This is a genomic window from Paenibacillus sp. FSL R7-0189 (genome assembly GCF_037969925.1).
Classification (GTDB): domain Bacteria; phylum Bacillota; class Bacilli; order Paenibacillales; family Paenibacillaceae; genus Paenibacillus_AQ; species Paenibacillus_AQ odorifer.
The window spans coordinates 217,018-242,749 of record NZ_CP150223.1; the positions used below are offsets into that span (position 1 = coordinate 217,018).

General features: G+C 46.4%; 24 protein-coding genes and 1 riboswitch. Of the genes, 5 read left to right on the forward strand and 19 right to left on the reverse strand.

What is annotated here, in order from left to right:
- Nucleotide 1: 1 nt before the first annotated feature.
- The 6 genes from thiH to MKY63_RS01105 form a co-directional block, all read right to left on the reverse strand.
- A complete protein-coding gene (gene thiH, locus MKY63_RS01080; RefSeq protein WP_036678944.1) occupies nucleotides 2–1,117 on the reverse strand; it encodes a 2-iminoacetate synthase ThiH in 1,116 nt (371 codons plus the stop codon).
- A gap of 34 nt (nucleotides 1,118–1,151) precedes the next feature.
- Nucleotides 1,152–1,919, reverse strand: coding sequence for a thiazole synthase (locus MKY63_RS01085; protein WP_076100107.1), 768 nt, complete (start codon nucleotides 1,917–1,919; stop codon nucleotides 1,152–1,154).
- 55 nt (nucleotides 1,920–1,974) lie between these two features.
- On the reverse strand, nucleotides 1,975–2,178 hold the full coding sequence (gene thiS, locus MKY63_RS01090) for a sulfur carrier protein ThiS (RefSeq protein ID WP_076100105.1): 204 nt from the start codon (nucleotides 2,176–2,178) through the stop codon (nucleotides 1,975–1,977).
- A 38-nt stretch (nucleotides 2,179–2,216) separates the two neighbouring features.
- The gene (locus MKY63_RS01095) at nucleotides 2,217–2,822 is read right to left on the reverse strand and encodes a thiamine phosphate synthase (RefSeq protein ID WP_339811260.1); all 606 of its coding nucleotides are present in this window, start codon (nucleotides 2,820–2,822) and stop codon (nucleotides 2,217–2,219) included.
- A gap of 115 nt (nucleotides 2,823–2,937) precedes the next feature.
- Nucleotides 2,938–3,039: riboswitch (TPP riboswitch) on the reverse strand.
- A gap of 87 nt (nucleotides 3,040–3,126) precedes the next feature.
- The gene (locus MKY63_RS01100) at nucleotides 3,127–3,999 is read right to left on the reverse strand and encodes an SDR family oxidoreductase (RefSeq protein WP_038569678.1); all 873 of its coding nucleotides are present in this window, start codon (nucleotides 3,997–3,999) and stop codon (nucleotides 3,127–3,129) included.
- A 236-nt stretch (nucleotides 4,000–4,235) separates the two neighbouring features.
- A complete protein-coding gene (locus MKY63_RS01105) occupies nucleotides 4,236–6,347 on the reverse strand; it encodes a GDSL-type esterase/lipase family protein (RefSeq protein WP_076100102.1) in 2,112 nt (703 codons plus the stop codon).
- A 195-nt stretch (nucleotides 6,348–6,542) separates the two neighbouring features.
- Between MKY63_RS01105 and MKY63_RS01110 the strand changes: the two genes are divergently transcribed.
- Nucleotides 6,543–7,481, forward strand: coding sequence for an AraC family transcriptional regulator (locus MKY63_RS01110; protein ID WP_076100100.1), 939 nt, complete (start codon nucleotides 6,543–6,545; stop codon nucleotides 7,479–7,481).
- A gap of 76 nt (nucleotides 7,482–7,557) precedes the next feature.
- Here the strand turns inward: MKY63_RS01110 and MKY63_RS01115 are convergent, their stop codons facing one another.
- From MKY63_RS01115 to citZ, 4 genes are all read right to left on the reverse strand, one after another.
- Nucleotides 7,558–7,986 carry a hypothetical protein gene (locus tag MKY63_RS01115; protein ID WP_036678923.1) on the reverse strand — a complete coding sequence of 143 codons (429 nt, stop codon included), beginning with the start codon at nucleotides 7,984–7,986 and terminating at the stop codon, nucleotides 7,558–7,560.
- Nucleotides 7,987–8,113: 127 nt separating this feature from the next.
- Complete coding sequence (gene mdh, locus MKY63_RS01120; protein WP_076100099.1) at nucleotides 8,114–9,055, reverse strand: malate dehydrogenase; 942 nt, start codon at nucleotides 9,053–9,055, stop codon at nucleotides 8,114–8,116.
- Nucleotides 9,056–9,133: 78 nt separating this feature from the next.
- Nucleotides 9,134–10,429, reverse strand: coding sequence for an NADP-dependent isocitrate dehydrogenase (gene icd, locus MKY63_RS01125; RefSeq protein ID WP_036678918.1), 1,296 nt, complete (start codon nucleotides 10,427–10,429; stop codon nucleotides 9,134–9,136).
- A 147-nt stretch (nucleotides 10,430–10,576) separates the two neighbouring features.
- The gene (gene citZ, locus MKY63_RS01130; RefSeq protein WP_036678915.1) at nucleotides 10,577–11,689 is read right to left on the reverse strand and encodes a citrate synthase; all 1,113 of its coding nucleotides are present in this window, start codon (nucleotides 11,687–11,689) and stop codon (nucleotides 10,577–10,579) included.
- Between the two features lie 397 nt (nucleotides 11,690–12,086).
- On the opposite strand from citZ, the gene ytvI reads away from it, so the two are divergent.
- Nucleotides 12,087–13,202 carry a sporulation integral membrane protein YtvI gene (ytvI, locus tag MKY63_RS01135; protein ID WP_076100097.1) on the forward strand — a complete coding sequence of 372 codons (1,116 nt, stop codon included), beginning with the start codon at nucleotides 12,087–12,089 and terminating at the stop codon, nucleotides 13,200–13,202.
- Between the two features lie 89 nt (nucleotides 13,203–13,291).
- Here the strand turns inward: ytvI and MKY63_RS01140 are convergent, their stop codons facing one another.
- The 3 genes from MKY63_RS01140 to MKY63_RS01150 are packed head-to-tail and all read right to left on the reverse strand — an operon-like array spanning nucleotide 13,292 to nucleotide 15,438.
- On the reverse strand, nucleotides 13,292–13,690 hold the full coding sequence (locus MKY63_RS01140) for an FxsA family protein (RefSeq protein ID WP_036678910.1): 399 nt from the start codon (nucleotides 13,688–13,690) through the stop codon (nucleotides 13,292–13,294).
- The gene (locus MKY63_RS01145; protein ID WP_038569667.1) at nucleotides 13,687–14,214 is read right to left on the reverse strand and encodes a thioesterase family protein; all 528 of its coding nucleotides are present in this window, start codon (nucleotides 14,212–14,214) and stop codon (nucleotides 13,687–13,689) included. The genes MKY63_RS01140 and MKY63_RS01145 overlap by 4 nt, the downstream gene beginning before the upstream one ends.
- 39 nt (nucleotides 14,215–14,253) lie before the next feature.
- On the reverse strand, nucleotides 14,254–15,438 hold the full coding sequence (locus MKY63_RS01150; protein WP_036678905.1) for an MFS transporter: 1,185 nt from the start codon (nucleotides 15,436–15,438) through the stop codon (nucleotides 14,254–14,256).
- 127 nt (nucleotides 15,439–15,565) lie between these two features.
- Between MKY63_RS01150 and MKY63_RS01155 the strand changes: the two genes are divergently transcribed.
- Nucleotides 15,566–16,267, forward strand: a complete 702-nt coding sequence (locus MKY63_RS01155; protein ID WP_244886450.1) for a G1 family glutamic endopeptidase — start codon at nucleotides 15,566–15,568, stop codon at nucleotides 16,265–16,267.
- Nucleotides 16,268–16,452: 185 nt separating this feature from the next.
- Here MKY63_RS01155 and pyk read toward each other — a convergent pair whose 3' ends face one another.
- The 6 genes from pyk to MKY63_RS01185 form a co-directional block, all read right to left on the reverse strand.
- The gene (gene pyk / locus MKY63_RS01160) at nucleotides 16,453–17,871 is read right to left on the reverse strand and encodes a pyruvate kinase (RefSeq protein ID WP_038569666.1); all 1,419 of its coding nucleotides are present in this window, start codon (nucleotides 17,869–17,871) and stop codon (nucleotides 16,453–16,455) included.
- Nucleotides 17,872–18,201: 330 nt separating this feature from the next.
- Complete coding sequence (locus tag MKY63_RS01165; RefSeq protein ID WP_036678900.1) at nucleotides 18,202–19,203, reverse strand: acetyl-CoA carboxylase carboxyltransferase subunit alpha; 1,002 nt, start codon at nucleotides 19,201–19,203, stop codon at nucleotides 18,202–18,204.
- 1 nt (nucleotide 19,204) lies between these two features.
- Nucleotides 19,205–20,098, reverse strand: coding sequence for an acetyl-CoA carboxylase, carboxyltransferase subunit beta (gene accD / locus MKY63_RS01170; RefSeq protein WP_036678897.1), 894 nt, complete (start codon nucleotides 20,096–20,098; stop codon nucleotides 19,205–19,207).
- Between the two features lie 72 nt (nucleotides 20,099–20,170).
- Nucleotides 20,171–20,359, reverse strand: a complete 189-nt coding sequence (locus MKY63_RS01175) for a hypothetical protein (RefSeq protein ID WP_036678895.1) — start codon at nucleotides 20,357–20,359, stop codon at nucleotides 20,171–20,173.
- A 146-nt stretch (nucleotides 20,360–20,505) separates the two neighbouring features.
- A complete protein-coding gene (locus MKY63_RS01180; RefSeq protein ID WP_036678892.1) occupies nucleotides 20,506–21,006 on the reverse strand; it encodes a phosphatidylglycerophosphatase A in 501 nt (166 codons plus the stop codon).
- A 74-nt stretch (nucleotides 21,007–21,080) separates the two neighbouring features.
- Nucleotides 21,081–24,722, reverse strand: a complete 3,642-nt coding sequence (locus MKY63_RS01185) for a DNA polymerase III subunit alpha (protein WP_076224780.1) — start codon at nucleotides 24,720–24,722, stop codon at nucleotides 21,081–21,083.
- A gap of 141 nt (nucleotides 24,723–24,863) precedes the next feature.
- On the opposite strand from MKY63_RS01185, the gene MKY63_RS01190 reads away from it, so the two are divergent.
- Together MKY63_RS01190 and MKY63_RS01195 are read left to right on the forward strand one after the other, a co-directional pair.
- The gene (locus MKY63_RS01190) at nucleotides 24,864–25,187 is read left to right on the forward strand and encodes a YtrH family sporulation protein (protein WP_036678886.1); all 324 of its coding nucleotides are present in this window, start codon (nucleotides 24,864–24,866) and stop codon (nucleotides 25,185–25,187) included.
- 5 nt (nucleotides 25,188–25,192) lie between these two features.
- A complete protein-coding gene (locus MKY63_RS01195; protein WP_038569663.1) occupies nucleotides 25,193–25,693 on the forward strand; it encodes a DUF4044 domain-containing protein in 501 nt (166 codons plus the stop codon).
- Nucleotides 25,694–25,732: the final 39 nt, after the last annotated feature.

The window sequence follows — 25,732 nt, forward strand, 5'->3', positions numbered from 1 at the left end:
GTTACGTTACTGATTCAGTCAGGATATCCCAGTCTTTAAAAATCGGCTGCAAACCCTTCGTATATAGCATTTCCGTAATCTCCTGCACACTGCGGCTATCGGATATTTCGAATTGCGGAGTTCCCCCTGCATTAGTGTGACCGCCCACCTCAGTAGTGACCCCGGCTGACATCTTAGTTATTCCTAGATGAATTAAATGATCGCGTAGAGAGGCAGGCTCTCTTGTAGATAAAGTAATGCCCGAACGGGGTAAAAATAACCGGTATGCCAAAATAATCTGCACTAGTGATCGATCGGTAACATCGCACTCTGGGTTAAATTCCCCTAAATAAGGCCGAAACCGTGGGGGTGACAGGCTGATCTCGCAATCTGGATACCGATCCTGTAGATAGCGGGCATGCATGGCACTTTGGAATGCCTCTTGCCGCCAATCGTACATCCCGAGCAACGTACCAATATTCACAGAACGAAAACCTGCCTGACAGCCGCGTTCAGGTGCATCCAGGCGATTCCGGTAGTTTCTTTTAGGCCCTTTAACATGCAGCTTTTTGTAAGTCTCCTGGTGGTAAACCTCTTGGTATAGTGTTAGTCCATCCACCCCTGCTTGAAGAAGCTCTTTATATTCTGCAGTCGATAGAGGATTTATCTCAATACTGACGGAGGAAAAAAATTCCCTGAGTACATCTACACAATCCTTAATATATGAGACAGGATTCTCCCGGCGCGATTCACCAGTCAAAATGAGGATATGCCGCAGACCTGTAGCTGCAATCTTCTCAGCCTCCCTGCGAACCTCCTCCAAGGACAGCTTTTTACGCGGAAAATCATAAATGGAGCTGAAGCTGCAGTAGGTACAATGATTCACACAAAAATCGGCAAGATACATCGGTGTGAACAGCTGCATCGAATAACCAAAATGTGCACGGGTCAGTCGCTGAGCAGCTTGCGCCATCTCCTCTAGCAGCGGCGTTGCTGCCGGAGAGAGCAATGCCAGCAAATCATTTTCGTTCAGCTTGTCTTTTCCAAGCGCCCGCTTAACGTCATCCTCCCGGAACTCCTTCCACAGCTGCTCATATGGATACTGCTCCAAGCGGGCCAGTGTGTCAAAAAAGCTCATGCTAATCCTCCCTCCTTTGGTGAACCTATCAAATTCAGTTCAGAAATCCAGTCAACGGTGACGAAGCAAAAGCAACTTCTTCTACAGGACCGAGTCCTGCCAAATAAGCTTTGCGGCCAGCGGATATCGCCTCGCGGAACGCTTCCGCCATGACGAGCGGATTACGTGCCGTTGCGACAGCCGTATTAAGCAGAACAGCAGCGGCCCCCATCTCCATTGCTTCCGCCGCTTCCGAGGGCTTGCCAATTCCGGCATCTACAATAATCGGCAAATTCACTTCTTCAATAAGAATACGCACAAGCTCCTTGGTGCGCAGGCCGCGATTCGTCCCGATCGGCGCACCAAGCGGCATCACAGCAGCAGCACCGGCATCTCTCAGACGTAAAGCAGCCGAAAGGTCCGGACTCATATATGGCAGTACTACAAAACCCTCCGCCGCTAGAATCTCTGTAGCTCGTATGGTCTCCAGATTATCTGGAAGCAGGTATTTCTGATCATTGATCACTTCGATCTTCACCCAGTTCCCCAGTCCCGCAGCTCTTGCTAATCTCGCAATACGGACTGCCTCCTCCGCTGTACGCGCTCCTGAGGTATTAGGCAGAAGAGTCATGTGGCCGGGAATGTGGTTCATGATATTTTCTGCTCCACCTTCCGGGTCCACTCGGCGAAGCGCTACAGTAATCACCTGAGAACCAGAGCTTGCGATCACTTCGGGGATCAGAGCATTCCGGCTATATTTTCCGGTTCCGATAAATAATCTACTAGTTAATTCGATGCCTCCAATATGTAACGGGTCATGCATGAAATTACCTCCCTTTGGTTCTTATAAATTTCTCAAAATTCTATACCGCTCCATCTCAACCCCCACCAACAAAGTGCACCAGTTCCAAACGATCATCCTCGCTCAGAGCAGTACTTTCATAATTCTCCTTACTGACAATTTCTCCATTCAGCTCAATGATCATCAGACGACCCGACCACTCAGGAAGACTGATCAAATCAGCTATAGTTTGAATACCACCAGAACACTCTGCGGATTTCCCGTTAATCAACAGTCTCATTCTGAATCACCCCCTTCGCCTATGCTTTTACCTCCCGGCTATGAATGAACCGCCTTATGAATAGCTTTGGCGGCCTCATAAGGATCATCCGCTCCGCAAATTCCGGACATCACAGCAATTCCTGCCGCGCCTTGCCTAATGATCTGCGCCGCATTAGCGGGACCAATTCCGCCAATCGCAATTACAGGAATAGAGCTAGTCTTCACCGTTTCTGCAAGCAGCTCTAACCCACGTGCGGGCAGCCCTAGCTTGCTCGCCGAGGGAAATACATGGCCAAACAAGCAATAATCAGCTCCCTGCTCTGAAGCATTCGCCGCTTCTTCCGGAGAATGAACCGATCTCCCCAGCCAAAGCTGAGGTGCAATTCGCCGGGCTGTAAGCGGGCTCACACTGTGCCCAGCCAACTGAACACCCGCGGCACCAGCTGCCAATGCTACATCGATCCGGTCATTGATTATCAGTTTGGTAGCGGGTATACCGGCAGCCAACAGCTCCTGTGCCGCAGAGAGCAGTTCGCGTGCTGGACATTGCTTCTCTCTTAAGTGAATATAATCGACCCATGTCTGCACCGTGACAGCCAGTTCAACAAATTGTCTCAACAGCTGCTTGCCGTCTGATATTAGATGGATCTCAGCTTGTACCACTCGCGATCTCCTCTCTCTCACTTCCCTGTAGGCCAGTAAAAAACAAAAAAACTGCCCCCGTAAGGAAGGCAGTCAGAATCTGTATATAGACGGTACTACAAATAGCCCGACAACAGAAATTCGTTCTCCACTTCCCTACGCTGGTCTTAACCAGATCAGGTTCAAAGGGTCCGGAAATCCATTCCGTCTCAGCCAATCGGCACCCCTAGTGACATAAATATACAATTTTAAAATGCTAACGTGGTTTATAGTAACATATTTTTTTATTGAAATACACCCATTTATTCACATTAGCTGTACTAATCTAACCGTTTACTACCTCGCCACCATTTACATGAATAACCTGTCCAGTCACATAACTGGAATCGTCAGAGGCAAGATATACATAGGCTGGCGCCAGCTCCTCTGGTTGTCCAGGCCGTTTCATAGGCTGCGTGCCTCCAAACTCGCTAACCTGCTTCGCATCAAAGGTAGAGGGAATTAGCGGTGTCCAGATTGGACCTGGTGCTACACCGTTTACCCGTATGCCCTTCTCCGCCAGATTCGTGGACAAAGATCGTGTGAAACTCAGGATAGCTCCTTTAGTTGATGAATAGTCCAGCAGCTGCGGGCTTCCGCGATAAGCGGTAATTGAAGTTGTATTTATAATTGTAGATCCTGCTTTTAAATGAGGCATAGCTGCTTTTGTTAAATAGAACATCGCAAATATATTCGTACGGAAAGTACGCTCTAGCTGCTCGGAAGTAATATCCTCGATCTTAGCTTGCGGATGTTGCTCCGCCGCGTTATTGATGAGAATATCAAGCTTTCCTAAGCCCTCTACCGTCTGTTTAATAAGATCCTTACAGAATTTCTCGTCACCGATATCACCTGGAATTAGGATACATTTGCGGCCTTCCTGCTCGACCTGACGTTTAGTTTCCTCTGCATCTGAGTGTTCATTAAGATATGAAATGACCACATCAGCACCTTCTTTAGCAAAAAGCACAGCAACTGCACGCCCAATTCCGCTGTCTCCACCGGTAATCAACGCCGCCTTGTCTTGCAGTTTACCTGCTGCTTTATAATTTGCCGGCTCGTATTTGGGCAGCGGCGTCATTTCACTCTCAATCCCTGGCTGATGATGCTGCTCCTGTGGGGGTAAGGTTTTTGTAGCTTGTTTATTATTGCCTGACATCTTCCCTATCTCCTCTCGTTAAGCAAATTGATAGTTAACTGATCATCTTAGGATGGCACAACAATGCACGTTTATACGCTGGGTTTGTCATTTTCTTAAATCGCTTTACGAATCTTACTTACCACAATGCAAGTAGAAATAAACAACCGTGGATGTAAACTGCTGTAAGTGGAGAGGACTTCACTGCATACAAAAAGGCACAGCATCGCTGCTGTGCCTTGAATTGTTCACCCTAACTATTTCAAAGAAGAAACATGATTTTCTGCATTCACTCCATGTTCCAGTACCCACATAAAATAAAGAGCTTTAGCTGCTTTCTCCCGGGTCACTATGGCTTTAGGTTCTAGTTCTGTCCCATTGACCATTTGGCCTCTAGCAATCCCCACTTCAGATCTAATAAGCCCTAATTCATAAGCACTTTTCACTTTTGAAATTAAAAAAGGAGAAATGTCCGCCGTATCAACCAGCTGCTGCCAGGATACAAGTGGATAGTACATCGCTCCTCTAGCTCCTGGATCCAGATTGAAATCATAACCAGGATCTCCTGGCACTACTGCTGTGCCGTTATAATCAGTCATGTACTTAGGTTTATTAGCAAACTTTACTTGGTAAACATCATAGAGAATAGCACCCATCGTTTCACGTGACAGCTTACCTTTCGGATAATAGGCAAGATCTGATCTTTCCACTTTCATTAACTTAGAAATACTGCGTGTGAATTCAGCAACTGTCATCTCCGTATCTGGCTTAAAATTCCCTTGACGGTCTTTGCCCATTACTCCCAGCTGGATTAATTTTTCAATTTGATTGCGGTAATAAGCAGCTTCCCCGGTCGTCGTATCATTAGTTATTTCCGGAAAAACCTTATCCCAGTTGCCTGTTAGTGCCGCATGCTTAACGTTCCCTTTAAGATAAGCAGTAATGGAAGCAGCAGTAGAATCGCCAGTAGCACCTTTCTCTACAAGCTCCGTAACAATCATCCGCGAAAATTGTTTGGCGAGCGCTTCTTTAAAATGAGTCCCATCGATTTTCTTTGAAGGATGCCCGTTAGCGTAACTTCCGTCATTTGTTTTGCCTGGCGTTTCTCCGGCTTCAATTGACATGAAGAGGGCTGTTATCGCTTCTCCTCCGATCTCGTTATAATATTTCAGACTTTCCGAGTTAAGGTCAATAAGTGTAACTCCAGATTCATCTGCAACCCGTTTAAGAATATCTACAAACTTTCTTGATTTAAAAGAATTCTCATAGATATATCCCGGACTTGCATTCCCTTTAATTCTGGACATTGGCGTTACCAGTACTGGTATCATGCCCCGGGCTTGGATCGCAGGGAGATAAACTTCTTTAAGGTAGTTTTCATACATTGCCTCAGTCGAACCTCTGCCGTAACGTCTGAACTCATCTGCACTCTCATCATTGTGTCCGAATTGAATAAACACATAATCCCCAATGCTGCCACTCAGTAAAATGTCGTTAAGTCGACCTTCTGTATAGGCATTTTTAAACGAGCGTCCTCCCATGGAATAGTTAGTTACACTCACTTTATGTTGATTAAACATACTGCCAATAATCTGGCCCCAACCACTCATTGGCGCTTCGTCGAAGGTGTAGGACTTGACCGTGGAATCTCCAAGTATAAATAAATTCGGAAGAGCTCCAGCTGCTCTATGCTGTGGCAAAATCGGTTCCAGTATGATCTCCTCAATCCCTACAGCTGTGTTCACTTTGTTCGGTTCAATCTCAATATCTATATGGTCACGGCCGTTTACATACGTATAAGTCCACTCTTTCCCTTTGGCTACAGCCGTATGCTTGACGGGTACAAGCTTTGCCGCGTCCCAATGTCCACTTTTCAACAAGCGGCTGGTCTGCATCCCTGATACTGACACGATCCCATCCTCTGCGTCAGAAGTCGTTTTTACATATACGTTGTAGGTTCCAGGAGAAGCATCCATTCGAAACGCCATGCCGTAGTTATTATAATTATCCTTTTCAGATTTAGGTTCAGCAAAAAAATAAGATTCTGTGATGAAAAAACCTGTTCCATCGGATGTAATTGAATCGGTATGCACTTCTCTAGCGGGTAAAGCGTTGGTCTCTTGGACAAAACCATAACCTAATGATGAGTCATACAATTGCGCACCGCGATTAGGATCATACCTAACGGATTGATACCCTGTTTTAACTTGGTTTGTAAAATTGAGCTTGTATGCGTTTGCAATTCGGATTGGAGGTTGCCCCTCTACCCCATCTTTAATAAGGGCTGCCTCTGTTATACCGTGAGTAAGAGTCAATGAAGCCATAAGTAAAGAAGATAAGATTAGTATATCCCTACACAGCTTTCTCACTTCATTACACTTCCTTCCGTTTCTCGAAGTACTTCCCTAGGTTCCTCCATTATCCCTTTTCTCTAAAGTGATTCAAATGATGATTTCATTCTTTTTTTTGACCTTTTGTAACGTAAAACTTGGAATTGATCAACGGCTCACACTGCAAAACGGTCATATGTATAGGTATCCTTGATATAATTAAGAACATCCCTATTGATCCTAAGGAGGAGAACTCCTATCGCTTACAAAGTCAGCTTTCCGAACATTATAAGTACACTGCAGCTGATCGGTGTTCATTATCGTGTAGCAGAACCTGGGTGGGCATACCCTGATCATCATCACAAAATCTTCGAACTATTGTATTGCTACGATGGCAACTCCCATCAATATGTAGAAGGTAGCTCCATCGCCTTTGGTAAAGGAGATTGGTTAATCATTCCGCCTGGCTTACGTCATTATGTAGTTAATTCAGGCCTGAGCAACTATATTTACCTCTCCTTTCATTTCGATATTGACGATTTAAAGTTTCGTGAATGGTTTCAATCTCAGGCTGTACAGAAATGGAATAACCAACAAATGCAGCGTTCGGGATTAAATCACCAGTTGGAACATTTGGATGAATTTATTAAGAACAATATTCTCGCCACGACGGCATCCACTGGATTTCCCGAGGAAATTGAAGAAATGATCCTTGTAAAAGAAAGGCTTCGTTTGCAAGCGATCATTCTGATGATTTTGACTGAACTCATTGATGTACAGCTCTCGAATTCAGAGAATTCCAACACAGCGAGACAAGCAAACTCTTTGTACGAGGTGGAAACTGCTCATCAGATCGAAAAATATATTGCAGCCAATATTCATTTACCGGAGCTCACGGTTAATTTGATTGCTGAGCAGCTTTGCTTAAGTCGGGTGCAGTGCCATAAGTTGTTTACAAAGGTGTATAAGATATCTCCTAGGCAGTACATAACTAACCTAAGATTAAAGAAGTCAAAACATTTACTGCTTCATACCGATTTAAAAATACAGATGATTTCTGAACAACTCGGGTTTGCTTCCCAGAGCCACTTCAGCCGACAATTCAAGCGATGGACGGGTGTTTCTCCCTTAAACTACCGGCCGAAATCTTATACTAATCCTATCAGGGATTAACGTTTATGAAGATAAATTACCGGTACATACGAAAAACCCGCTCTCCATTAAGGAGGCGGGTATAATTCGCTGTAAATTAAACTATGTCGTTAAACACCATGAAGAATACCATCAATAGCAATGACACCGTAAGCAGTGCACTAAGTGTGCGCAATTTGCCAGTCTCTGCGCTAACGTCGCGGTTCTCACGAATTCCAGCTGCTGCAAGACGCAAAGGCTTGCTCATAATACCGCCAAGCGCAAACATCGCTAGCAGTAACACAACAACAATAATCATCCACGCTACTGAATAATCACCTTTGGTCATCATGTAACCGCCTGTAAGGAGTTGGATCACCAATCCATACTGCGCAAAACGATTAAATCCGGTTACTGCACTTAACGTTCCTTCTTTAGCCCCAGACGACAGTTTCTCTGCACGTCCTAGGATGAAGGGTAGCACAAGGTAGAAGCCAAGTGCCAAGGTTCCGATCATATGTAAGAAAAACAAAACGTTCCAATCCATAACATATCTCCTCCATTTTAACTGTGATAATAGTTACATTTAATTATACCCATTATTGCTTGAGAAGAAAAGGAAACCCCCATTTTAAGTGAACAAAATGGGGGGTTCTTCATACCTCTGTCACAATCTATACAGTTAGCACAGCTGTTACGCTACGCACGGATTCAGCAGACTTATCTAAAGCCGCTTTTTCCTCAGCTGTAAGCTCCAGTTCAAAAATCTTCTCGATACCATTGGCACCAAGTAACGCCGGAACACCCATGAACAGGTTATCATAGCCATATTCTCCTTCGAGCAAGGCGATAACCGGAATGATCCGTTTTTTGTCCTTCAAGATAGCTTCCGCCATCTGAACTAAAGAAGCCGCTGGTGCATAATAAGCACTACCATTTCCTAAGAGGTTAACAATCTCTCCGCCACCCACACGTGTACGTTGCACAATCTCATCAATACGCTCCGCAGATATCAATGTATCAATTGGAATGCCACCGACACTGGAATACCTTACAAGGGGTACCATATCGTCGCCATGTCCGCCTAATACGAAACCACGTACATCTTCAACGGATACCTTCAGCTCTTGTGCAATAAACGTGTTATAGCGGGCTGTATCCAGCACTCCGGATTGTCCAATTACGCGACTCTTCGGAAAACCCAGCGCATTAAATGCTGCATAGGTCATAGCGTCAACTGGATTGCTCAGAATGATTACAATGGAATCTGGTGCTACACGTTTTATGTTCTCGCATACCGACTTCACAATACCTGCATTGGTGTTCACGAGATCATCGCGACTCATTCCAGGTTTACGGGCAATCCCTGCAGTGATGATTACAATATCTGAATCCGCAGCATCTTCATAGCTTGAGGTTCCTGTAATTTGACTGTCAAATTTCTGTACAGGACCTGCTTCCAGCATATCTAGTGCCTTCCCCTTGGTAGTGTTCTCCATTTGTGGGATATCAAGCAGCACAACGTCACCAAGCTCCTTTTGAGCAAGCATAAGAGCTGTAGTAGCACCAGTAAAACCGGCACCTACAACTGTAATTTTATAACGTTTGATTGCCAAGGATTCTCCTCCTAGAACGGTGTCGGTATAGCTTGTATTAGCTAAACTTCAATATATTCAGTTGGTTGAGCCAGTCTCTTAGAGGTGATTAATAATCTCGTCGGCAAATGCAGAGCATTTCAGTTCAGTTGCGCCTTCCATCAGGCGGGCAAAGTCATAAGTCACGGTCTTGTTATTAATAGCTGTTTCCATACCTTTATAAATCAGATCTGCTGCTTCCTGCCAGCCCAGATGCTCCAGCAACATTACACCGGACAGAATCACGGAACCAGGGTTCACAACATCTTTGTCCGCATATTTAGGTGCGGTGCCATGAGTGGCTTCAAAAATCGCATGTCCAGAAATATAGTTAATGTTCGCTCCAGGAGCGATACCGATACCGCCGATTTGCGCAGCAAGCGCGTCAGACAGGTAGTCCCCGTTCAGGTTCAAGGTAGCAATAACATCAAAATCAGTCGGACGAGTCAGAACTTGTTGCAATGCGATATCCGCAATGGCATCCTTGATGATGATTTTGCCTGCAGCTTCAGCATCCTTCTGAGCAGCATTGGCAGCAGCTTCACCTTCACGTTCTTTAATCACATCATATTGATTCCAAGTGAAGACCTTATCTCCGAACTCTTGCTCAGCAACTTCATAACCCCAGTTTTTGAAGGCACCTTCAGTGAACTTCATGATGTTTCCTTTGTGCACAAGCGTTACGCTCTTGCGTCCGTGTTTGATCGCATATTCAATCGCAGCGCGCACCAAACGTTTCGAACCTTCGGAGGATACTGGTTTGATACCAATACCAGAAGTTTCAGGGAAACGGATTTTGTTAACTCCCATCTCTTTTTGCAGGAATTCGATGACTTTCTTCACTTCAGCAGAACCTTCTTGATATTCAATCCCTGCATAAATATCCTCCGTATTCTCACGGAAAATAACCATATCCACCAGCTCAGGACGTTTAACAGGAGAAGGAACCCCTTCGAAATAACGAACTGGACGCAGACATACGTACAAATCCAACTCTTGACGCAAAGCTACGTTCAATGAACGAATACCGCCTCCGATTGGAGTCGTAAGCGGACCTTTAATAGCTACAAAATATTCACGGATTGCCTCCAATGTATCATTTGGCAGCCATTCGCCATATGTATTGAAGGCTTTTTCGCCAGCAAAAACTTCGTACCAAGCGATTTGCTTTGTGCCGCCATAAGCTTTAGTTACTGCTGCATCAAGTACGCGTTTGGAAGCCTTCCAAATATCACGGCCTGTGCCGTCACCCTCGATAAAAGGAATGATTGGATGATTAGGAACCTGCAGTTTACCATCTTTAATTGTGATTTGTTCGCCTTCTGTTGGCAGATCGAATTTTTCTAGTTTCAACATTTGAGTGTATTCCTCCTAAAGTTTTGTGGGATTTAATTTCTCATGGACAAGCCTCGAACAAAACTCTCTACGTATGAATATGCATTATTGCATATATTCTAGGGTTCATTCTACTAAACTTTAGGAGCAGCCTGCAAGGCTGCCCTTCTATCTTTCGTCTACTGGAACGTATTTCTGTTCAATCATACCTGTGTATTCTGCACGTGGCCGGATAATACGGTTATCTGTATATTGCTCCAGAATATGCGCAGTCCAGCCTGAAGTCCGGCTAATTGCAAAGATAGGAGTGAACAGCTCACGTTCAATACCCAGCTGTGTATAAACTGATGCCGAATAGAAATCAACATTTGGTTTAAGTCCCTTTTGTCCGGTAATCAATTCCTCGATATTTACGGACATATCATACAGCGTAGTATCATTCTTCATTGTGCCAAGTTCAAGTGACATTTTCATCAGATGTTTAGCACGTGGATCACCATTCTTGTATACTCTATGGCCGAAGCCCATGATCTTCTCACGGTTATCCAGCTTCTTACGAATATAAGGTTCAACCGCTTCCAAACTTCCGATCTCTTCAAGCATCTTCATAACGGCTTCATTCGCCCCACCGTGAAGTGGACCCTTGAGTGCACCGATAGCAGAGGTTACGCCGGAATAAATATCGGACAAGGTTGCAACCGTAACCCGGCCTGCAAAGGTTGAAGCATTCAGCTCATGGTCCGCATGAAGCACAAGTGCGGTATCAAGCGCTTTAACAGATACACTGTCAGGCTCTTTTCCCCATAGCATATACAGGAAGTTCTCGGCAATCGAGACGCCTTCTTTAGGAGCCACAGGTTCCAGACCTTTGCGAATACGCGATAGGGCTGCCACAACCGTCGGGAGCTGTGCCTGTAGTTTTACTGCTTTAATCTCGTTAGCTTCTCTACTCATATCGTCAGCCGCTTCATCATAGAGAGCAAGGCTTGATACAGCAGTCCGCAATGCTGCCATGGTGTTGGTGTCTTTCGGGTAGAGCTTCATTTGCTCGATAACTGGCTCAGGAATCCGTGCGAAAGCACTGAAATCCCGTTTGAGCGCTTCCAGCTCTGGTGTTGTTGGTAGACTGCCAAACCACAATAAATAAGCGGTTTCTTCGAAGGTAGCATTTTCTGCGAGATCATCAATATCATAACCACGGTAAGTGAGTACCCCATCCACAATAGAGCTAATGGATGAAGTTGTTGCAACGATACCTTCCAAGCCTTTGGTAGCTGTCATAGCATATCTCTCCTTTGCCAACAAGGTATAAAAAGCATTCTCGGTTTCATGAAAACATTTCCAATTTAAAGCATTGAAAAATCTAATGAGTGCAGTTCAAGGACATATCCGGCGAGGATGTTGTCTGACTTTCGTAATCGAATCTTTATTCATCATACTGGATTTTGTCGGTTATGTGAACAATGTGGAAGCTTTGCAGCGCATCAAATGATTTTATCACAGAGATAGAAAAAAACTTCTAAACCCTTGATTCACAGTTGAGATTTTAGTTTATAGCATTCGGTTCAGCCCAATATTTATCCCGTTTCCTAGTCTTTAAATAGGTTCTATGAATATATATGAAGACGAGCTTTTATTCCCCTGCATCCGCAGGAATGAAGGAGGTGTAGATCTTCGTATGGACCGATTAGCATTAAAAAGACTGCTGCGCGGCCTGTGGGTCGTTCTGGCTACCTCTATCCTCCTGCTGGCAATCTATGTATTGCTTCCGCTGTTATACCCCCTCCTGCTCGCTTGGTTGCTCGCTTATATCATGCATCCACTAGTGTTGATTCTTAAAGGTCTTAAGCTCCCAGCGTGGCTGGCCGTGTCGCTCTCGCTGCTATTTTACATAGGCGGAACCGCGCTAGTACTGACCGCGATGATTACAAGGCTAGTGAAAGAATTGATCGTGCTGCTGCAGACCTTTAATCTTCATACGGACCAATGGAGAGAGCTGCTGCTGTCCTTGAGCCAGAATGCAAGCATACAGAATATCATTAACCAGATAAATCAGTTCTACCGCGACAATCCTGACTATCACGCCACCATTGACAGCAATATCAGCAGAACAACAGAAACAGTTGGTTACGCAGTTACGCAAGTGGTGACTGGATTTTTGAATGTGATCTTAAAGCTGATCTCTGCTCTGCCCAGTATGGGTACAATTCTTATCGTGGTCGTTCTCGCTGCCTTTTTTATTAGTACTAGCTGGGAAAGACATAATGCCAAACTCACAAGCTGGCTGCCAGCCCCATTCTTAAAGCCTGTATCGGATATCTGGCGGGATCTGCGAAAAGCTCTCTTCGGCTACCTCCGGGCTCAGCTAATCCTCATCTCCATTACAGCGGTCATTGTCGTGATCGGGTTGCTGCTCTTGGGTGTAAAATCGGCTTTCGCTATTGGCTTAATGATTGGTTTTGTAGATTTGCTGCCTTATTTAGGGGTTGGAATCGTAATGATTCCTTGGGCGTTATACTCTTACATGACAGACAATCTGGCACTGGGGATCGGACTTACTATCCTATATGCCGTTATCCTTGTAACCCGCCAAGTGCTTGAGCCGAAAGTGCTCGCCAGCAGCATTGGGCTTGATCCCCTTGCTATGCTGGTCGGTATGTTTGCAGGTTTGCAGCTGTTCGGCATGCTTGGGCTGATCATCGGTCCCGTTATTCTAGTTATCCTTGTAGCCTTTAACCGAGCAGGTGTATTTCACGCGTTACACAGCTATATTGTCAGCGGAAGACTAAGATAATAAACAATACCCTACAATTCCTAGAATAGCAAAACAGAGCGGATCCCTATCAATGACTGGGATCCGCTCTGTTTTTGTTTTGATTATGACTAGCGGCGGTAAAAAGTGAAGGTGCCGTTTTTCATCTTTTTCTCAATCCACTTCAGCAAAAATATACGATACAAAGGCCGAGTCAACGGAAACACCAAGGAGAAACCTACAATATCCGTTACGAAACCAGGTAAGATCAGCAGTAAGCCCCCGAAAAAAATGCATAGGCCATCCAGCATCGTCCGGCCAGGAACGCGTCCCTCCTGCATATGTGTTCTGCTGTCTTGCAGCACTTTATTCCCTTCGAAACGCATCATCAATAAACCGATAACCGAGGTCGTCAACATAAGCAGCAGCGTTTTGAATGCTCCAAGCTGATCTGCTACAAAGATAAAGCCGAATAATTCCACGGCAGGAATGATAAATAATGCAGCCCACAACCATTTGCTTCTAATCATACAGAACCCCTTTCTTCCCGCAGCGCTCCTTTAATCGCGTGAAACAGCTCCGGAAGGGCTCTATCCAGCCTGGCAGGCTTCCATTCTCGATTCACCCAAACATGATTTGTCGAGCCGGTAACCAGCAGTTCCCCGGGGAGGTCCATCGACCGCAATTGTCCCAAAGTAGCCGCTGAACCCTCTAAATTCCTACCTTCTGCTTCCGAGAGCCTCCGCACCTGATACTCAAATGCGACTCTTAACGCCGAAAAGGTAGTCATTCGCGCATACACGGAGATAAGATCATCATATCGCGCCGGACTTTTAAATTGCAAATCGGCTGAGGTAACAGGAAGCAGCACTCCCTGATTCTCAAGCTCACGATAAGTAAAGCCAAGCTGACGTAACAACTCCGTACGGCCAGACTCAAACCAGTTCAAATAATTCGCATGATACACAACGCCCATCTGATCACTTTCCTGGTATCGAACACGCAGGGTCGATTCATACCACCGGCTTCGCAAACCGTCTTGCTGTAATTCCATTTATAAATACTCCTTTCGGCATAGGCAGCAGGGAGAGCTTTATGCCCTGGCCCCGTCTGAAGATAGCTTTGTCGTTGATAGTTTGCTTCGGGAGCTTCTGGCGACATAAAATAGCAGCATCGCTCCTGCGATTGAACTCAACATACAAGACAGGTTCATCACTTCTACACCGCCTTGATTGAGCAAGAATCCATTTAATAAATTGCCAACAACACCGGCAAAACCCGAGAACACCATATTAAAAACACTTTGCCCAGTCGCCTGCATCTCGTTAGAGGTGATCTGAGATACATATTCAACGGCAGCAATATAAAAGAACCCGAATGACAGACCATGCAGTACCTGCACTCCAATCATTACGGATGGATAAGGGAATGCCACCTGAATGCCCCACCGCAAGACATAAATAAGTGCACCAAGGAGCAGCGTCCGCTCGCGACCCAGCTTTTTGATTACCTTGGAAGCAAACAGCATGGAGGGCACGTTCGTTACAGATGCGAGAAAAAGCGCAATTCCTGCATAACGAGTTGAACCTCCAACCGACTGAAACGCGATAACGAAGTAGGTTCCAAAAGCAGTCATCGTCTGGTTCACAAGAAAACTGCCACCCAAAAACGCTAGGAACACCCGATTCCCCAGCAGCTTTTTAACCCCCTGAGAAAACGATTGCCGCATCATATGATTCTCTTCTGCCTGCTTCGGCAGCGTCAATGCAATAAGAACCGCTATTAGATTAAACATAAGAAAGGGCAGCCATATCGTGGATACAGAGAAGGACGATACATACAATCCGCCTAAATAGGCTCCCACTGCCGCTCCAATGCTCATCATAAGCCTTATACTACCATAAGTAGCCCCAGCCCTCTTCGCCGCTGAAATCGCGTAAGAATCGGCTATAGGCGCCTGTGTTGAGGAAAAGATTGTTGAGAGGGTATACACCAGCAGTAACACTATAAAATATTCCGAACGGTAAAAGACCGCTAATAAAGCCGGTATCGCCACACTTAGGATTAGTACCAAACGTGTCTGATTATACCGATCCGAGACAATTCCCCATATTGGCTGAATCGTGATCGCAATTAGCGTGCCTGTTGCCATTAGTATACCTATTTGCCCGCTATCAAGTCCATTGTGTACAAGCAGCAGCGTTAGATATGAGCCAAATGAACCACCGGCCAATCCTAAAAACAGATAAAAGCCACGCAGCTTCGATAATTTTTCCATTTTAAGCTACAAATCCTCTCCAGCTTCTTAATCAAGCATTGCACTCTCTTATATTTTAGCAGAACACCCGTACTTCCTATGTAATCACCGCATTTAATATAGCAGTACTATAAAGGCGGTGGACAAGTTGAATGATAAACAAAATTCTATTCGGGTCAATCATCCATGTCTAAAAGACAAATCTAATGCGAACAAATTTCAAAGCTCCGGCTTCGGCTGGTCTTCAACAAACTGGAGCGGGTATACAATCACTGGAAAAAAGGGGACCTTTAACCGCATTGCCGGCGAATGGATCGTTCCCTCCGTAAAACCAACCTCTAAACCTTCCTATTCCTCTGCTTGGATTGGAATCGACGGTTTCAAGAACAGCAGCCTGATCCAAACGGGAACAGGCCATGAATTCGTAAATGGTCGTGCCCGGTATTACGCTTGGTGGGAAATCCTACCTGATGTTGAAACGGTAATTCCCCTTCCAGTGAGCCCTGGAGACCATATAAAAGCTAACATCACGAAGGTAGGCCGCAACAAATGGACGATTACGCTCCGCAATTTGAGCCGAAATTGGATTTTTCGAACATTGCAGCGATACAACGGACCACAAACCTCTGGTGAATGGATTATGGAGGCTCCCGAGGTAGACGGCTCGATCGCAAAGCTGGCGCGCGTCTCCCCTACTTGCTTCTATTGCTGTCGAATTAATGGCAAAAGTCCGAGGCTTACCCTAAATATGGGAGGAATCATGGTGCAAAATAACGCTACTATCGCCGTTCCTTCTTGTCCAAACCATCGTGGGGATTCTTTTACTGTCAAACGAACATACCCCAAATAAAAATTCTCGAACCTGTCATTCAAGATTTGTTACTAACAGCATAAATGGATTTAACATAATCTTCAATCGAATATGTTGATAAACACGAAAAAAGGGCTGCCTCGCTTGTAGATTTACACTACAGTTGAGACAACCCTTTAATTAAGCTCTATGGAACCTGTTAAACAGGTGAAGCCAGTCGAAAACTACTCGATTGTGCTTACTTTTACCAAGTTAGTGGAACCAGAACGTCCAAGTGGAATTCCTGCAGTAATCACAACTAGGTCACCAGTTTGAACCAGACCGGAATCCTTACCACCTTTGATTGCTGTTTCCAGCAGCTCATCTGTGGAAGATGCAACTTGTCCGAACACTGGCGTTACGCCCCAAACGAGGGACAATTGACGCATAGTTCTTTCTTGTGTTGTAACGGCAATGATTGGTGCTTTAGGACGGTATTTGGAAACAACGCGTGCAGTATGACCTGTTACTGTCGAAGAAATGATAGCCTTAGCGTTCAGATCCAAAGCAGAAATTGCAACGGATTGGCTGATTGCTTCTGTAACTGTAGTTTCTTGTGCAGTTTGTTGTTTCATGAAGATTTCATGGTGGTTCAGAGCGGATTCCGCTTTCTCAGCAATGCGGGACATTGTAAGTACGGATTCTACTGGATATTTACCAGCAGCAGTTTCTCCGGAAAGCATGATTGCATCTGTTCCATCTAAAATAGCGTTTGCTACGTCACTTGCTTCAGCGCGAGTAGGACGTGGGTTGCGTTGCATGGAATCCAACATTTGTGTAGCTGTGATAACTGGTTTACCAGCAACGTTACATTTTTGAATCATCAATTTTTGAGCCAAAGGTACATCTTCAGCTGGGATTTCAACACCAAGGTCACCACGAGCAACCATCAGGCCGTCAGAAGCTTCTAAAATTTCATCAAGGTTGTCAACACCTTGTTGGTTTTCGATTTTGGAAATAATTTGGATGTGAGAAGCGTTGTTTTTCTCAAGCAGCTCACGAATTTCCTGAACGTCGCTAGCTTTGCGAACGAAGGAAGCGGCGATAAAATCGATGTCCTGTTCGATACCAAAAAGAATATCGTTGGTGTCTTTTTCCGTAATACCCGGCAAGGAGATGTTTACCCCTGGTACGTTAACGCCTTTTTTGCTCTTAATCGTACCACCGTTTACAATACGGGTCTTGATTTCTGTACCTTGAATGTCGACAACTGTCAAACCAATCAGACCGTCATCAATAAGGATTGTGGATCCTACTTGAACATCGTTAGGAAGTTCGCTGTACGTGATGGAAATACGATCTTGATTACCAAGGATCTCTTCCGTAGTCAGTGTCAGGTACTCGTCCTGAACAAGTTCAATCGGTTCTACTTCCAGCTTGCCTGTGCGAATCTCCGGTCCTTTAGTATCGAGCAGGATAGCAACTGTTTTGTTCAGTTCCTTAGATGCTTGACGGATCGTATTGATCCGAGCACCGTGCTCTTCGAAATCGCCGTGGGAGAAATTCAGACGGGCCACATTCATACCAGCCAAAATCAATTTTTTGATATTCTCCAACGATTCACTCGCAGGTCCGATCGTACATACAATTTTACTTTTCCGCATTAGGTTTTCCTCCGTTTTTTCGTTCTCTCTGTCTCACTTTTTCCAACTACAAAATCTACTACAAGGCTAACTAATAAAATAGGAACTTTGTCACATGTGCCTTTAAGTACGCCCTTATGAATATTACTGCAAACCGGACACAAAATCAATGTTGTAGGCACTTTTAGGTGTAACTTTAAGTCGAATTTTCTGTAAACATAAAAAAAATTAAAATAATCCCGTTAGTGGATCGAGATTATTTTAATTCCAATAAATTGTATATTTTACACTATATCCAAAAGACCCACTAAGTATAGCTATATGTCTTAAAGTGCAAATGATTTTGCACTTTTACACTTCTGACTTCACTTCTTCTTCAATAAAAATTTGTTCCTGCTGAGCCTCTGCAAACTCACCAATTTTACGGAATTTACGATATCGATCATCCTTCAATTCCACTGAGTTCATCTGGGTTAGCTCCTGCAGATGCCGCCATAATGCATCCTTAATCGCCGCTGCCGTTGCTTCGTAATCCCGATGAGCGCCGCCTTTAGGCTCTGGTACGATCTCTTCTATAACTTCCATCTCAAGCAGATCAGCAGCCGTTATCTTCATGGCTTCTGCCGCTTGATCAGCCTTCGAAGCATCCTTCCACAGAATAGAGGCCGCTCCGTTAGGAGATATCGCCGAATAAATGGCATGTTCCAGCATGAGCACTCTATTGCCAACCGCCAATGCCAAGGCGCCACCGCTTCCGCCTTCACCGATGACCACACAGATTACAGGGACACCAAACTGAGACATCTCGCGTAAATTACGGGCAATCGCTTCGGATTGACCTCTTTCCTCGGCTGTGTTGCCTGGGTATGCACCTTTCGTATCCACGAAGGTAATAATGGGACGTTTGAACTTGTCCGCTTGCTGCATCAGACGCAGCGCTTTACGGAAGCCCTCAGGGTGTGCACTGCCGAAGAATCGTAAAATATTCTCTTTGGTGTCTTTACCGCGCTGCTGGCCAATAACTGTAACCGGCAACCCATTTAGTTTACCGATGCCGCCTACAATAGCAAGATCATCCCCAAACATCCGATCACCGTGGAGCTCAATAAAATCTGTGAAGATCTGCCCCATAAGATCAAGGGAAGTCGGACGTCCTTGATGTCTAGCCAAATGCATTTTTTGCGAAGGAGAGATATTAGAATATATTTCTTCCTCCAGCACACGGTATCGCTCTTCCAGCCTAGCTACCTCGTCCGTAAAATCAATACCCTTCTCTTCGCCAAACTGTTTCAGTTCAGCAATCTTCTTGCGCATTTCTACCAGAGGCATTTCAAAAGGCAACTCTCCTGCCAACCTAAAATCCCCCTTTCACGTCATGCAGCTCCAAAATTTTAGTCAATGTAGCGCGCATTTCTTTGCGGTGCACGACCATATCAAGCAACCCATGCTGAAGATTAAATTCAGCAGTCTGGAAATCATCCGGAAGCTTCTGGCGAATGGTCTGCTCAATGACTATACGTCCTGCGAAACCAAATACCGCTCCAGGCTCTGCAATAATTATATCACCAAGGCTGGCAAAACTCGCAGATACTCCACCGGTAGTAGGATCCGTAATTATCGAGATGTAAAGACCTCCAACCTCGTTAAAACGAGCCAGCGCAGCGCTGGTCTTCGCCATTTGCATTAGACTAAGAATACTCTCCTGCATTCTCGCTCCACCTGAAGTAGAGAAAATAAGGAGTGGAAGCTGTTGCTCCGTGGCCTCTTCTATCGCACGGGTGATCTTCTCACCTACTACAGAGCCCATACTGCCTGAGAAAAATTCAAAATTCATCACAGCTACGATGACTGGATGGCCACCAATGGAACCCTGACCCGTAATTACGGCTTCAGTTTGTCCAGATTTCAGCTGCTGTTGCTCCACTTTGGAAGCGTAACCCGGAAATTTCAGCGGGTCGATAGAATACATTTCACTGTCAAACTCAATAAAGCCCTCAGGGTCTAATGTCATCGCAATGCGCTCCACAGCATTTAGGCGCATGTGGTGACCACAAGTAGGACATACCTTTAGGTTCTTCTCTAATTCCTTACTATACTGGATCGTTCCGCATTTATTACATTTGCTCATTAATCCTTCAGGGATTTCACGTTTGGGGCGTTCGCCTTCCGCAGGCCCGCCGCTCCGCTCCAGACGTTCTGAAGGAATAGTCGCGTACTTCCGTTTCTTCTGAAATAAATCTTTGAACACACCCGCACCTCTTCAGCCGTTTATTTGCGTTATGCAGCTTGCCGCTGTCATGACTTTTGTCTTGTAAGAAACTCAGGGATGCAGAATAAGATTAAGGACTTCCTGTACTTCCTCCAGCTCACCTGAAGGAACCAATATCTCAAACTGCTGCTTGGACATATTGATTGGACGGCATTCTACCAAAAAACCTTCTTCTGTCAGCTTACTCTTAATCATATCCGCCACTCTGGCGGTCGGCGCGATATATATTACCGTCCACATGCCCTGCAAGGCCTCCCCAATCTTAATTCCCAGCCGTATCCCGTATAATGGAATTATGATAACACAGTTTTCTTTTTTCCCGCAACAGGAGTAGGGCATAGGAAGCAAGACTGAGGAACTTGTTCAAACGAAATAAAGGGGCTCAATTATTCCTTGTCCGTGCCTAAAGGATATACTTTTGCCCCTTCATGCCGATGAGCAATTCTGGCGGAAGCGGCGGCAGCAATGCCGGCAACAAGGTCATCCAAGAATACATGAATCCTACCTTTATCATCGTTCAGTTCACCAATGATTCCAAGCTTTATTTTGTCCAAATACCCAAAACCTGTCAGTCCGATCATCCCATATACCCCCGTAATACCAAGCGCCAGAGTCTCGTCCGCTCCGTAGAGGGATTCATCAGCCTCCATTACCGCCTGCAGCGGCTGTGGAAGCAGTTTTTTCTCGGCTAATTCATCAAGAGCAACACCTGTCATTAAAGTATACTGCACTTCTCTTTTGCCCAAAACAGACTTGACGCTGGACAGACATTCATCCTTGGTTAAACCAGGATAATAAACCGATTGTAAAATATATACGATTTCAGCAATGGAGGAAAGTGATACACCTCTGCGTTCCAACAGATCTACTGCCATTTGATAGGACATGCTGCGACTCCCCTTTCCGTACAGGGATGTGCCCTGTGGTTTCCTAATGTATGCGGAAAAGGGGAGAATTGTTCTTATTTTATTCTTACCGTACCTGCACCCAGCATAACCTCGATCGCCGCGAAAAGTTCCTCGGACGGCTTAATTCGATAATTATCGCTAAGAGCTAGGAGCTTCTGATCCTGTTCATAGAACAGAAGCGTCGCAGCTGGACCGGGATGATTCTGCAGCAGCTCTTTCAGGCGCGACAGCAACGCTGCATTCTCTGAGGCCGGCGTGATCTTGATAAAGACACGCTGGCCTGAGGTCGCCGCTGTTGTTGGCGCGGCCTGTGCAGGTGTTGCAGGCGGCGTTGTGCCGCCTGCTGGCCTGGCAGCCGGACCAGTGGCGGCACCGCTGGTCCGGGAAGCAGGAGCTGCGCCGCGTGGCGGCGCTCCTGCCGAGGCCGAGCGTCCCGCGCTGTACGAGCGGGACGTGGCGGCACTACGGCGCTGCAACAGCCCGCGGAGAGCCTCCGCAGACAGCAGCGCCACTTCCTCGGCCAGCAGCTTGAAGCCTTCGTCTTCCTGCTGCACCTTAGCGCGCAAGGCCAACAGCGCGCCCTTGGCAATCAAGCTGCGGCTTCGCTTCCACACCTCAGGGAAGAGCACGACCTCGCAGCGCTCGATCTGATCTTCCCATTCGACGAAGGCCATCGATTTTCCTTGCTTCGTCGTAATTTCCTTAACGGATACTACCATTCCGGCCGTAACCGTCTGGCTCTCATCCGCGGCTTCACCAAGATCCATCAGCCGCTGCATGCCGGGCTCCTCAAGCAGTTCCGCGCTATCATCAAGCGGATGGCCCGAAAGATATAACCCCAGCAGCTCACGTTCCATCTCCAGCTGCTGGCCAATGGTGAACTTAGGGATATCCGGATAGCGGATTTCCCAGTTCGGTGTCTCCACCAAATCGTCGAACAGTTGGATTTGCAGTTCATCCCGCTCCTTGCGCCATTTCAGCGCAGCGTCAACCGTCTCGTCCAGCATAGCCAGCAGCTGGGCGCGGTGACCCGGCAGACAGTCAAAAGCTCCCGCCTGCAGCAAAGATTCCACTACCCGCTTATTGCAGACCCGCAGGTCCACACGTCGACAGAAATCTAGCAGACTGTCGAACGGCCGCTCCTTGCGGACTGCCATAATGTTCTCCACTGCCAGCGTGCCGACGTTCTTAATGGCTGCGAGTCCAAAGCGGATATGCCCCGTTCCGGTTCCTTCGCCTGGAACCGGAGTAAACAATACGCCGCTCTCGTTCACATCCGGCGGCAACACGCCGATGCCCGTGCGGCGGCAGTCCAGCACATACTCCGCTACCTTGCGGTGAGTGCCCATTACAGCGGTCAACATAGACGCCATAAACTGCACCGGATAATGTGCCTTGAGATAAGCTGTCTGGAAAGCCAACACTCCGTAAGCCGCGGCATGAGCACGCGGGAAGCCGTAATCGGCAAAGCGCACGATCATATCATAAACAGCATTCGCATCCGTTTCATTATACCCCTGCTGCAAGCTGCCTTGAACAAAATGGCTCCGTTCCTTATCCAGAGTCTCACGTTTTTTCTTAGAGACCGCTCGACGGAGCAGATCCGCTTCTCCTAACGAGAAGCCCGCCATCAGAGAAGCAATCTGCATGATCTGTTCCTGATACACAATGATCCCATAGGTGTCCGCTAAAATAGCCTTCAAATCAGAATGTGGATACTCTACTTCAATCTCACCGTGTTTGCCTGCTATATATTTCGGGATAAATTCCATCGGACCCGGACGATACAGCGCTAGAACCGATACAATATCTTCAAAGCCGTTAGGCTTCAGATCTTTAAGTACTCGTCTAACGCCCGCCGACTCCAGCTGGAAGACCCCTGTTGTCTCACCAGCCCCAAGCATTTCATACGTAGCTGGATCATGATCTGGGATGACACGGAAATCCGGAACACTTCCGCTCATTTCTTTAATCGAATTCATACAGCGTTCGATAATCGACAACGTGCGCAAACCCAGAAAATCCATTTTCAACAGCCCGACGCTCTCCAAATGCTCCATAGAGTATTGGGTTAACGCCGTACTTTCATTACCTTCCTGAAGTGGGACTGCATCGGTCAACGGACCCTTCGAGATAACAACCCCAGCAGCATGTGTCGAAGCATGGCGGGGCATGCCCTCCACCTTCATTGCCATATCCAGCAACCCTTTAATCTTTGGATTGCTATCATACAGTGCTTTAAGATCTGGTGTACTCTCCAGCGCCCTGGCAAGGCTGATCCCTAGTTGACCAGGTATAAGCTTGGCAGCTTTGTCTACCTCGTTATAAGGCAAGTTCAGCACCCTGCCTACATCACGAACGGCAGCCCGTGCAGCCATAGTTCCGAAAGTAATAATTTGCGCCACATGTTCTTTGCCGTATTTCTCCACTACATAACCAATAACCTCATCACGCCGTTCATCGCTAAAATCGATATCAATATCCGGCATGGTGATCCGTTCTGGATTTAGAAAACGTTCAAAGAGCAAGTTATATTTCAATGGGTCCACGTCAGTTATTCGCAAAGCGTATGCGGTGAGACTACCCGCGGAAGATCCCCGTCCGGGTCCCGTAGCAATTCCCTGACGATGACAATAAGCAATAAAATCCCACACAATTAGAAAATAATCGCTGAAGCCCATACTCTCGATAACGCCCAGCTCATAGGTGAGACGCTTCTCAGCCGTCTCTCTTTGCTCAGGTGTAGCCCATTGCGGTGTATCTATATATCGTTCCTCCATCCCCTTCCAGCACAGCTCACGCAAATAAGCAGCGGAATCCATGCCTTCAGGGAGCGGAGAATAGGCAGGCAGAATATGATTGCCGAAGGTAAGCTCCAAATTACATTTTTCTGCGATCAATAAGGTATTGGCGATAGCCTGCGGCACATGCGGAAACAATGCCGCCATTTGCTCGCTGCTTTTTAGAAACAGCTGATCTGTTCCGATCTTGAGACGTTCCTCATCATCCACCGTTTTGCCTGTTCCGATGCAGATCAGCACATCCTGAACCTCAGCATCTTCCTTCGCCAAATAATGGACATCATTCGTCACCACAAGTGGAATTTCACATTCCCCGGCAAGGGCGATCAGCTTGGGATTCACTCTCTTTTGCTCGGAGATCCCGTGGTCTTGGAGCTCCAGATAGAAATCTTCGCCAAAAATCGCCTTATATCGCAGCGCAGCCTTTCGCGCCTCCTCATCACGACCATGCAGCAGATGCTGCGGCACTTCTCCGCCCAGACAAGCACTAAGGCAGATAATCCCCTCTGAATGAGCTGCCAACACTTCCATATCGATCCGGGGTTTATAATGATGGCCTTCCAGATGGCCGATAGAGATCAGCTTCATCAGGTTCTTGTAGCCGGTTTCATTCTTGACGAGCAGAATCAAGTGGTAGATCGGTTGATCTTTTCGACTGCCCCGCTCACGGCGTGAACCCGCGGTTAAATAAGCTTCACAGCCAATAATCGGCTTGATTCCATTCTCTTTACACGCTTTATAAAAGGGGATGGCCCCGTACATCACTCCATGATCCGTAAGCGCCAGCGACTTCATGCCGTATTCGCCGGCCCGGCGCACGAGATCGGTAATGCGCGCCGCCCCGTCCAGTAAACTGTATTCGCTGTGCACATGCAAATGCACGAAAGGGCTCATAACCCCACTTCCTCTCTACTGCAAAAATCAAACATAAGATGAAACTATTTTATCATATTAAAGGGGGACCCGCCCATACAATGGATTAAGAGCATAAGGACAGGCAAAGCTTGTAAATGCCTCGTCCGGGAAGGGGCCTGTATGAGCATTTTTATGAGCAAAGCTATCCTCGACTTCTTTATCGCCTTCGGCATCGTGCTTGGCGGAGCTATGCTCGGCGGAATCGGCGCCGTTGTATCCCTGCAACCGCCGACGCAAACGATGCTGGATGTGGCAGATCGGATTAAAATATGGGCACTAGCAGCCGCTGTAGGAGGTACTATGGACCCCTTACGGGTCATTGAAAGCAACATGATTGGAGGCAACCTCTCCCCCGCCATCAAACAAATCATGTATCTTGCCTTCGCTTTTCTAGGAGCCCATATGGGCAGTGAGCTAGTAAAATGGGTGTGCGGCAGGGGGTAACGCCAGTGAGAGTTCCACCATTCAGTCGTTTTCGCAGATTCACCCAGATCTCCGCTATATTCATGCTAGGGATCGTCGTAGGAGCTGTCATATACAATGCTATTTACCATGTAGGATATAACGTATTATGGCTGCATAATCAAGATCTGCGTGTACAGATCGAGCAATATCAAAAAGATATTCAGACACTCAAAAAATACAATAATACCTCAACCGTAATCAGAGAAATCAAAATTCGATCGGAGGAAAGCAAATCCAAAGAAGATACCCCACTTGACCCCGTAACTGTAAAATTAATCATAAGCCAAATGGGCTCAGATCTGGAACCGATGCGCGGCCGCAGCATGTTCGATATTGATACAGACAGTAAACTGGTTAGACTGCTGTTGGATGGCAAGCTATACATTGTGCGTGACAAGGAATACTCTGTCAAAATCCGAACCATGCTCGTCATGGAAGGCGTCCTGCAAATCTGGGTAGAAATCAGTCCTTTTAAGCGCAGCTGACAGCCATCGTGTGATACAATAATGGACAGACGTGGAAAT

Coding starts and splice junctions, on each gene's coding strand:
- MKY63_RS01085 (WP_076100107.1), bottom strand. CDS start 1,919: ATGCATGACCCGTTACATATTGGAGGCATCGAATTAACTAGTAGATTA.
- MKY63_RS01175 (WP_036678895.1), bottom strand. CDS start 20,359: ATGTGGACGGTAATATATATCGCGCCGACCGCCAGAGTGGCGGATATG.
- ytvI (WP_076100097.1), top strand. CDS start 12,087: ATGGACCGATTAGCATTAAAAAGACTGCTGCGCGGCCTGTGGGTCGTT.
- icd (WP_036678918.1), bottom strand. CDS start 10,429: ATGTTGAAACTAGAAAAATTCGATCTGCCAACAGAAGGCGAACAAATC.
- MKY63_RS01190 (WP_036678886.1), top strand. CDS start 24,864: ATGAGCATTTTTATGAGCAAAGCTATCCTCGACTTCTTTATCGCCTTC.
- thiH (WP_036678944.1), bottom strand. CDS start 1,117: ATGAGCTTTTTTGACACACTGGCCCGCTTGGAGCAGTATCCATATGAG.
- citZ (WP_036678915.1), bottom strand. CDS start 11,689: ATGACAGCTACCAAAGGCTTGGAAGGTATCGTTGCAACAACTTCATCC.
- MKY63_RS01145 (WP_038569667.1), bottom strand. CDS start 14,214: ATGGAATTACAGCAAGACGGTTTGCGAAGCCGGTGGTATGAATCGACC.
- pyk (WP_038569666.1), bottom strand. CDS start 17,871: ATGCGGAAAAGTAAAATTGTATGTACGATCGGACCTGCGAGTGAATCG.
- MKY63_RS01180 (WP_036678892.1), bottom strand. CDS start 21,006: ATGTCCTATCAAATGGCAGTAGATCTGTTGGAACGCAGAGGTGTATCA.
- MKY63_RS01100 (WP_038569678.1), bottom strand. CDS start 3,999: ATGTCAGGCAATAATAAACAAGCTACAAAAACCTTACCCCCACAGGAG.
- MKY63_RS01150 (WP_036678905.1), bottom strand. CDS start 15,438: ATGGAAAAATTATCGAAGCTGCGTGGCTTTTATCTGTTTTTAGGATTG.
- MKY63_RS01140 (WP_036678910.1), bottom strand. CDS start 13,690: ATGATTAGAAGCAAATGGTTGTGGGCTGCATTATTTATCATTCCTGCC.
- MKY63_RS01115 (WP_036678923.1), bottom strand. CDS start 7,986: ATGGATTGGAACGTTTTGTTTTTCTTACATATGATCGGAACCTTGGCA.
- thiS (WP_076100105.1), bottom strand. CDS start 2,178: ATGAGACTGTTGATTAACGGGAAATCCGCAGAGTGTTCTGGTGGTATT.
- MKY63_RS01185 (WP_076224780.1), bottom strand. CDS start 24,722: ATGAGCCCTTTCGTGCATTTGCATGTGCACAGCGAATACAGTTTACTG.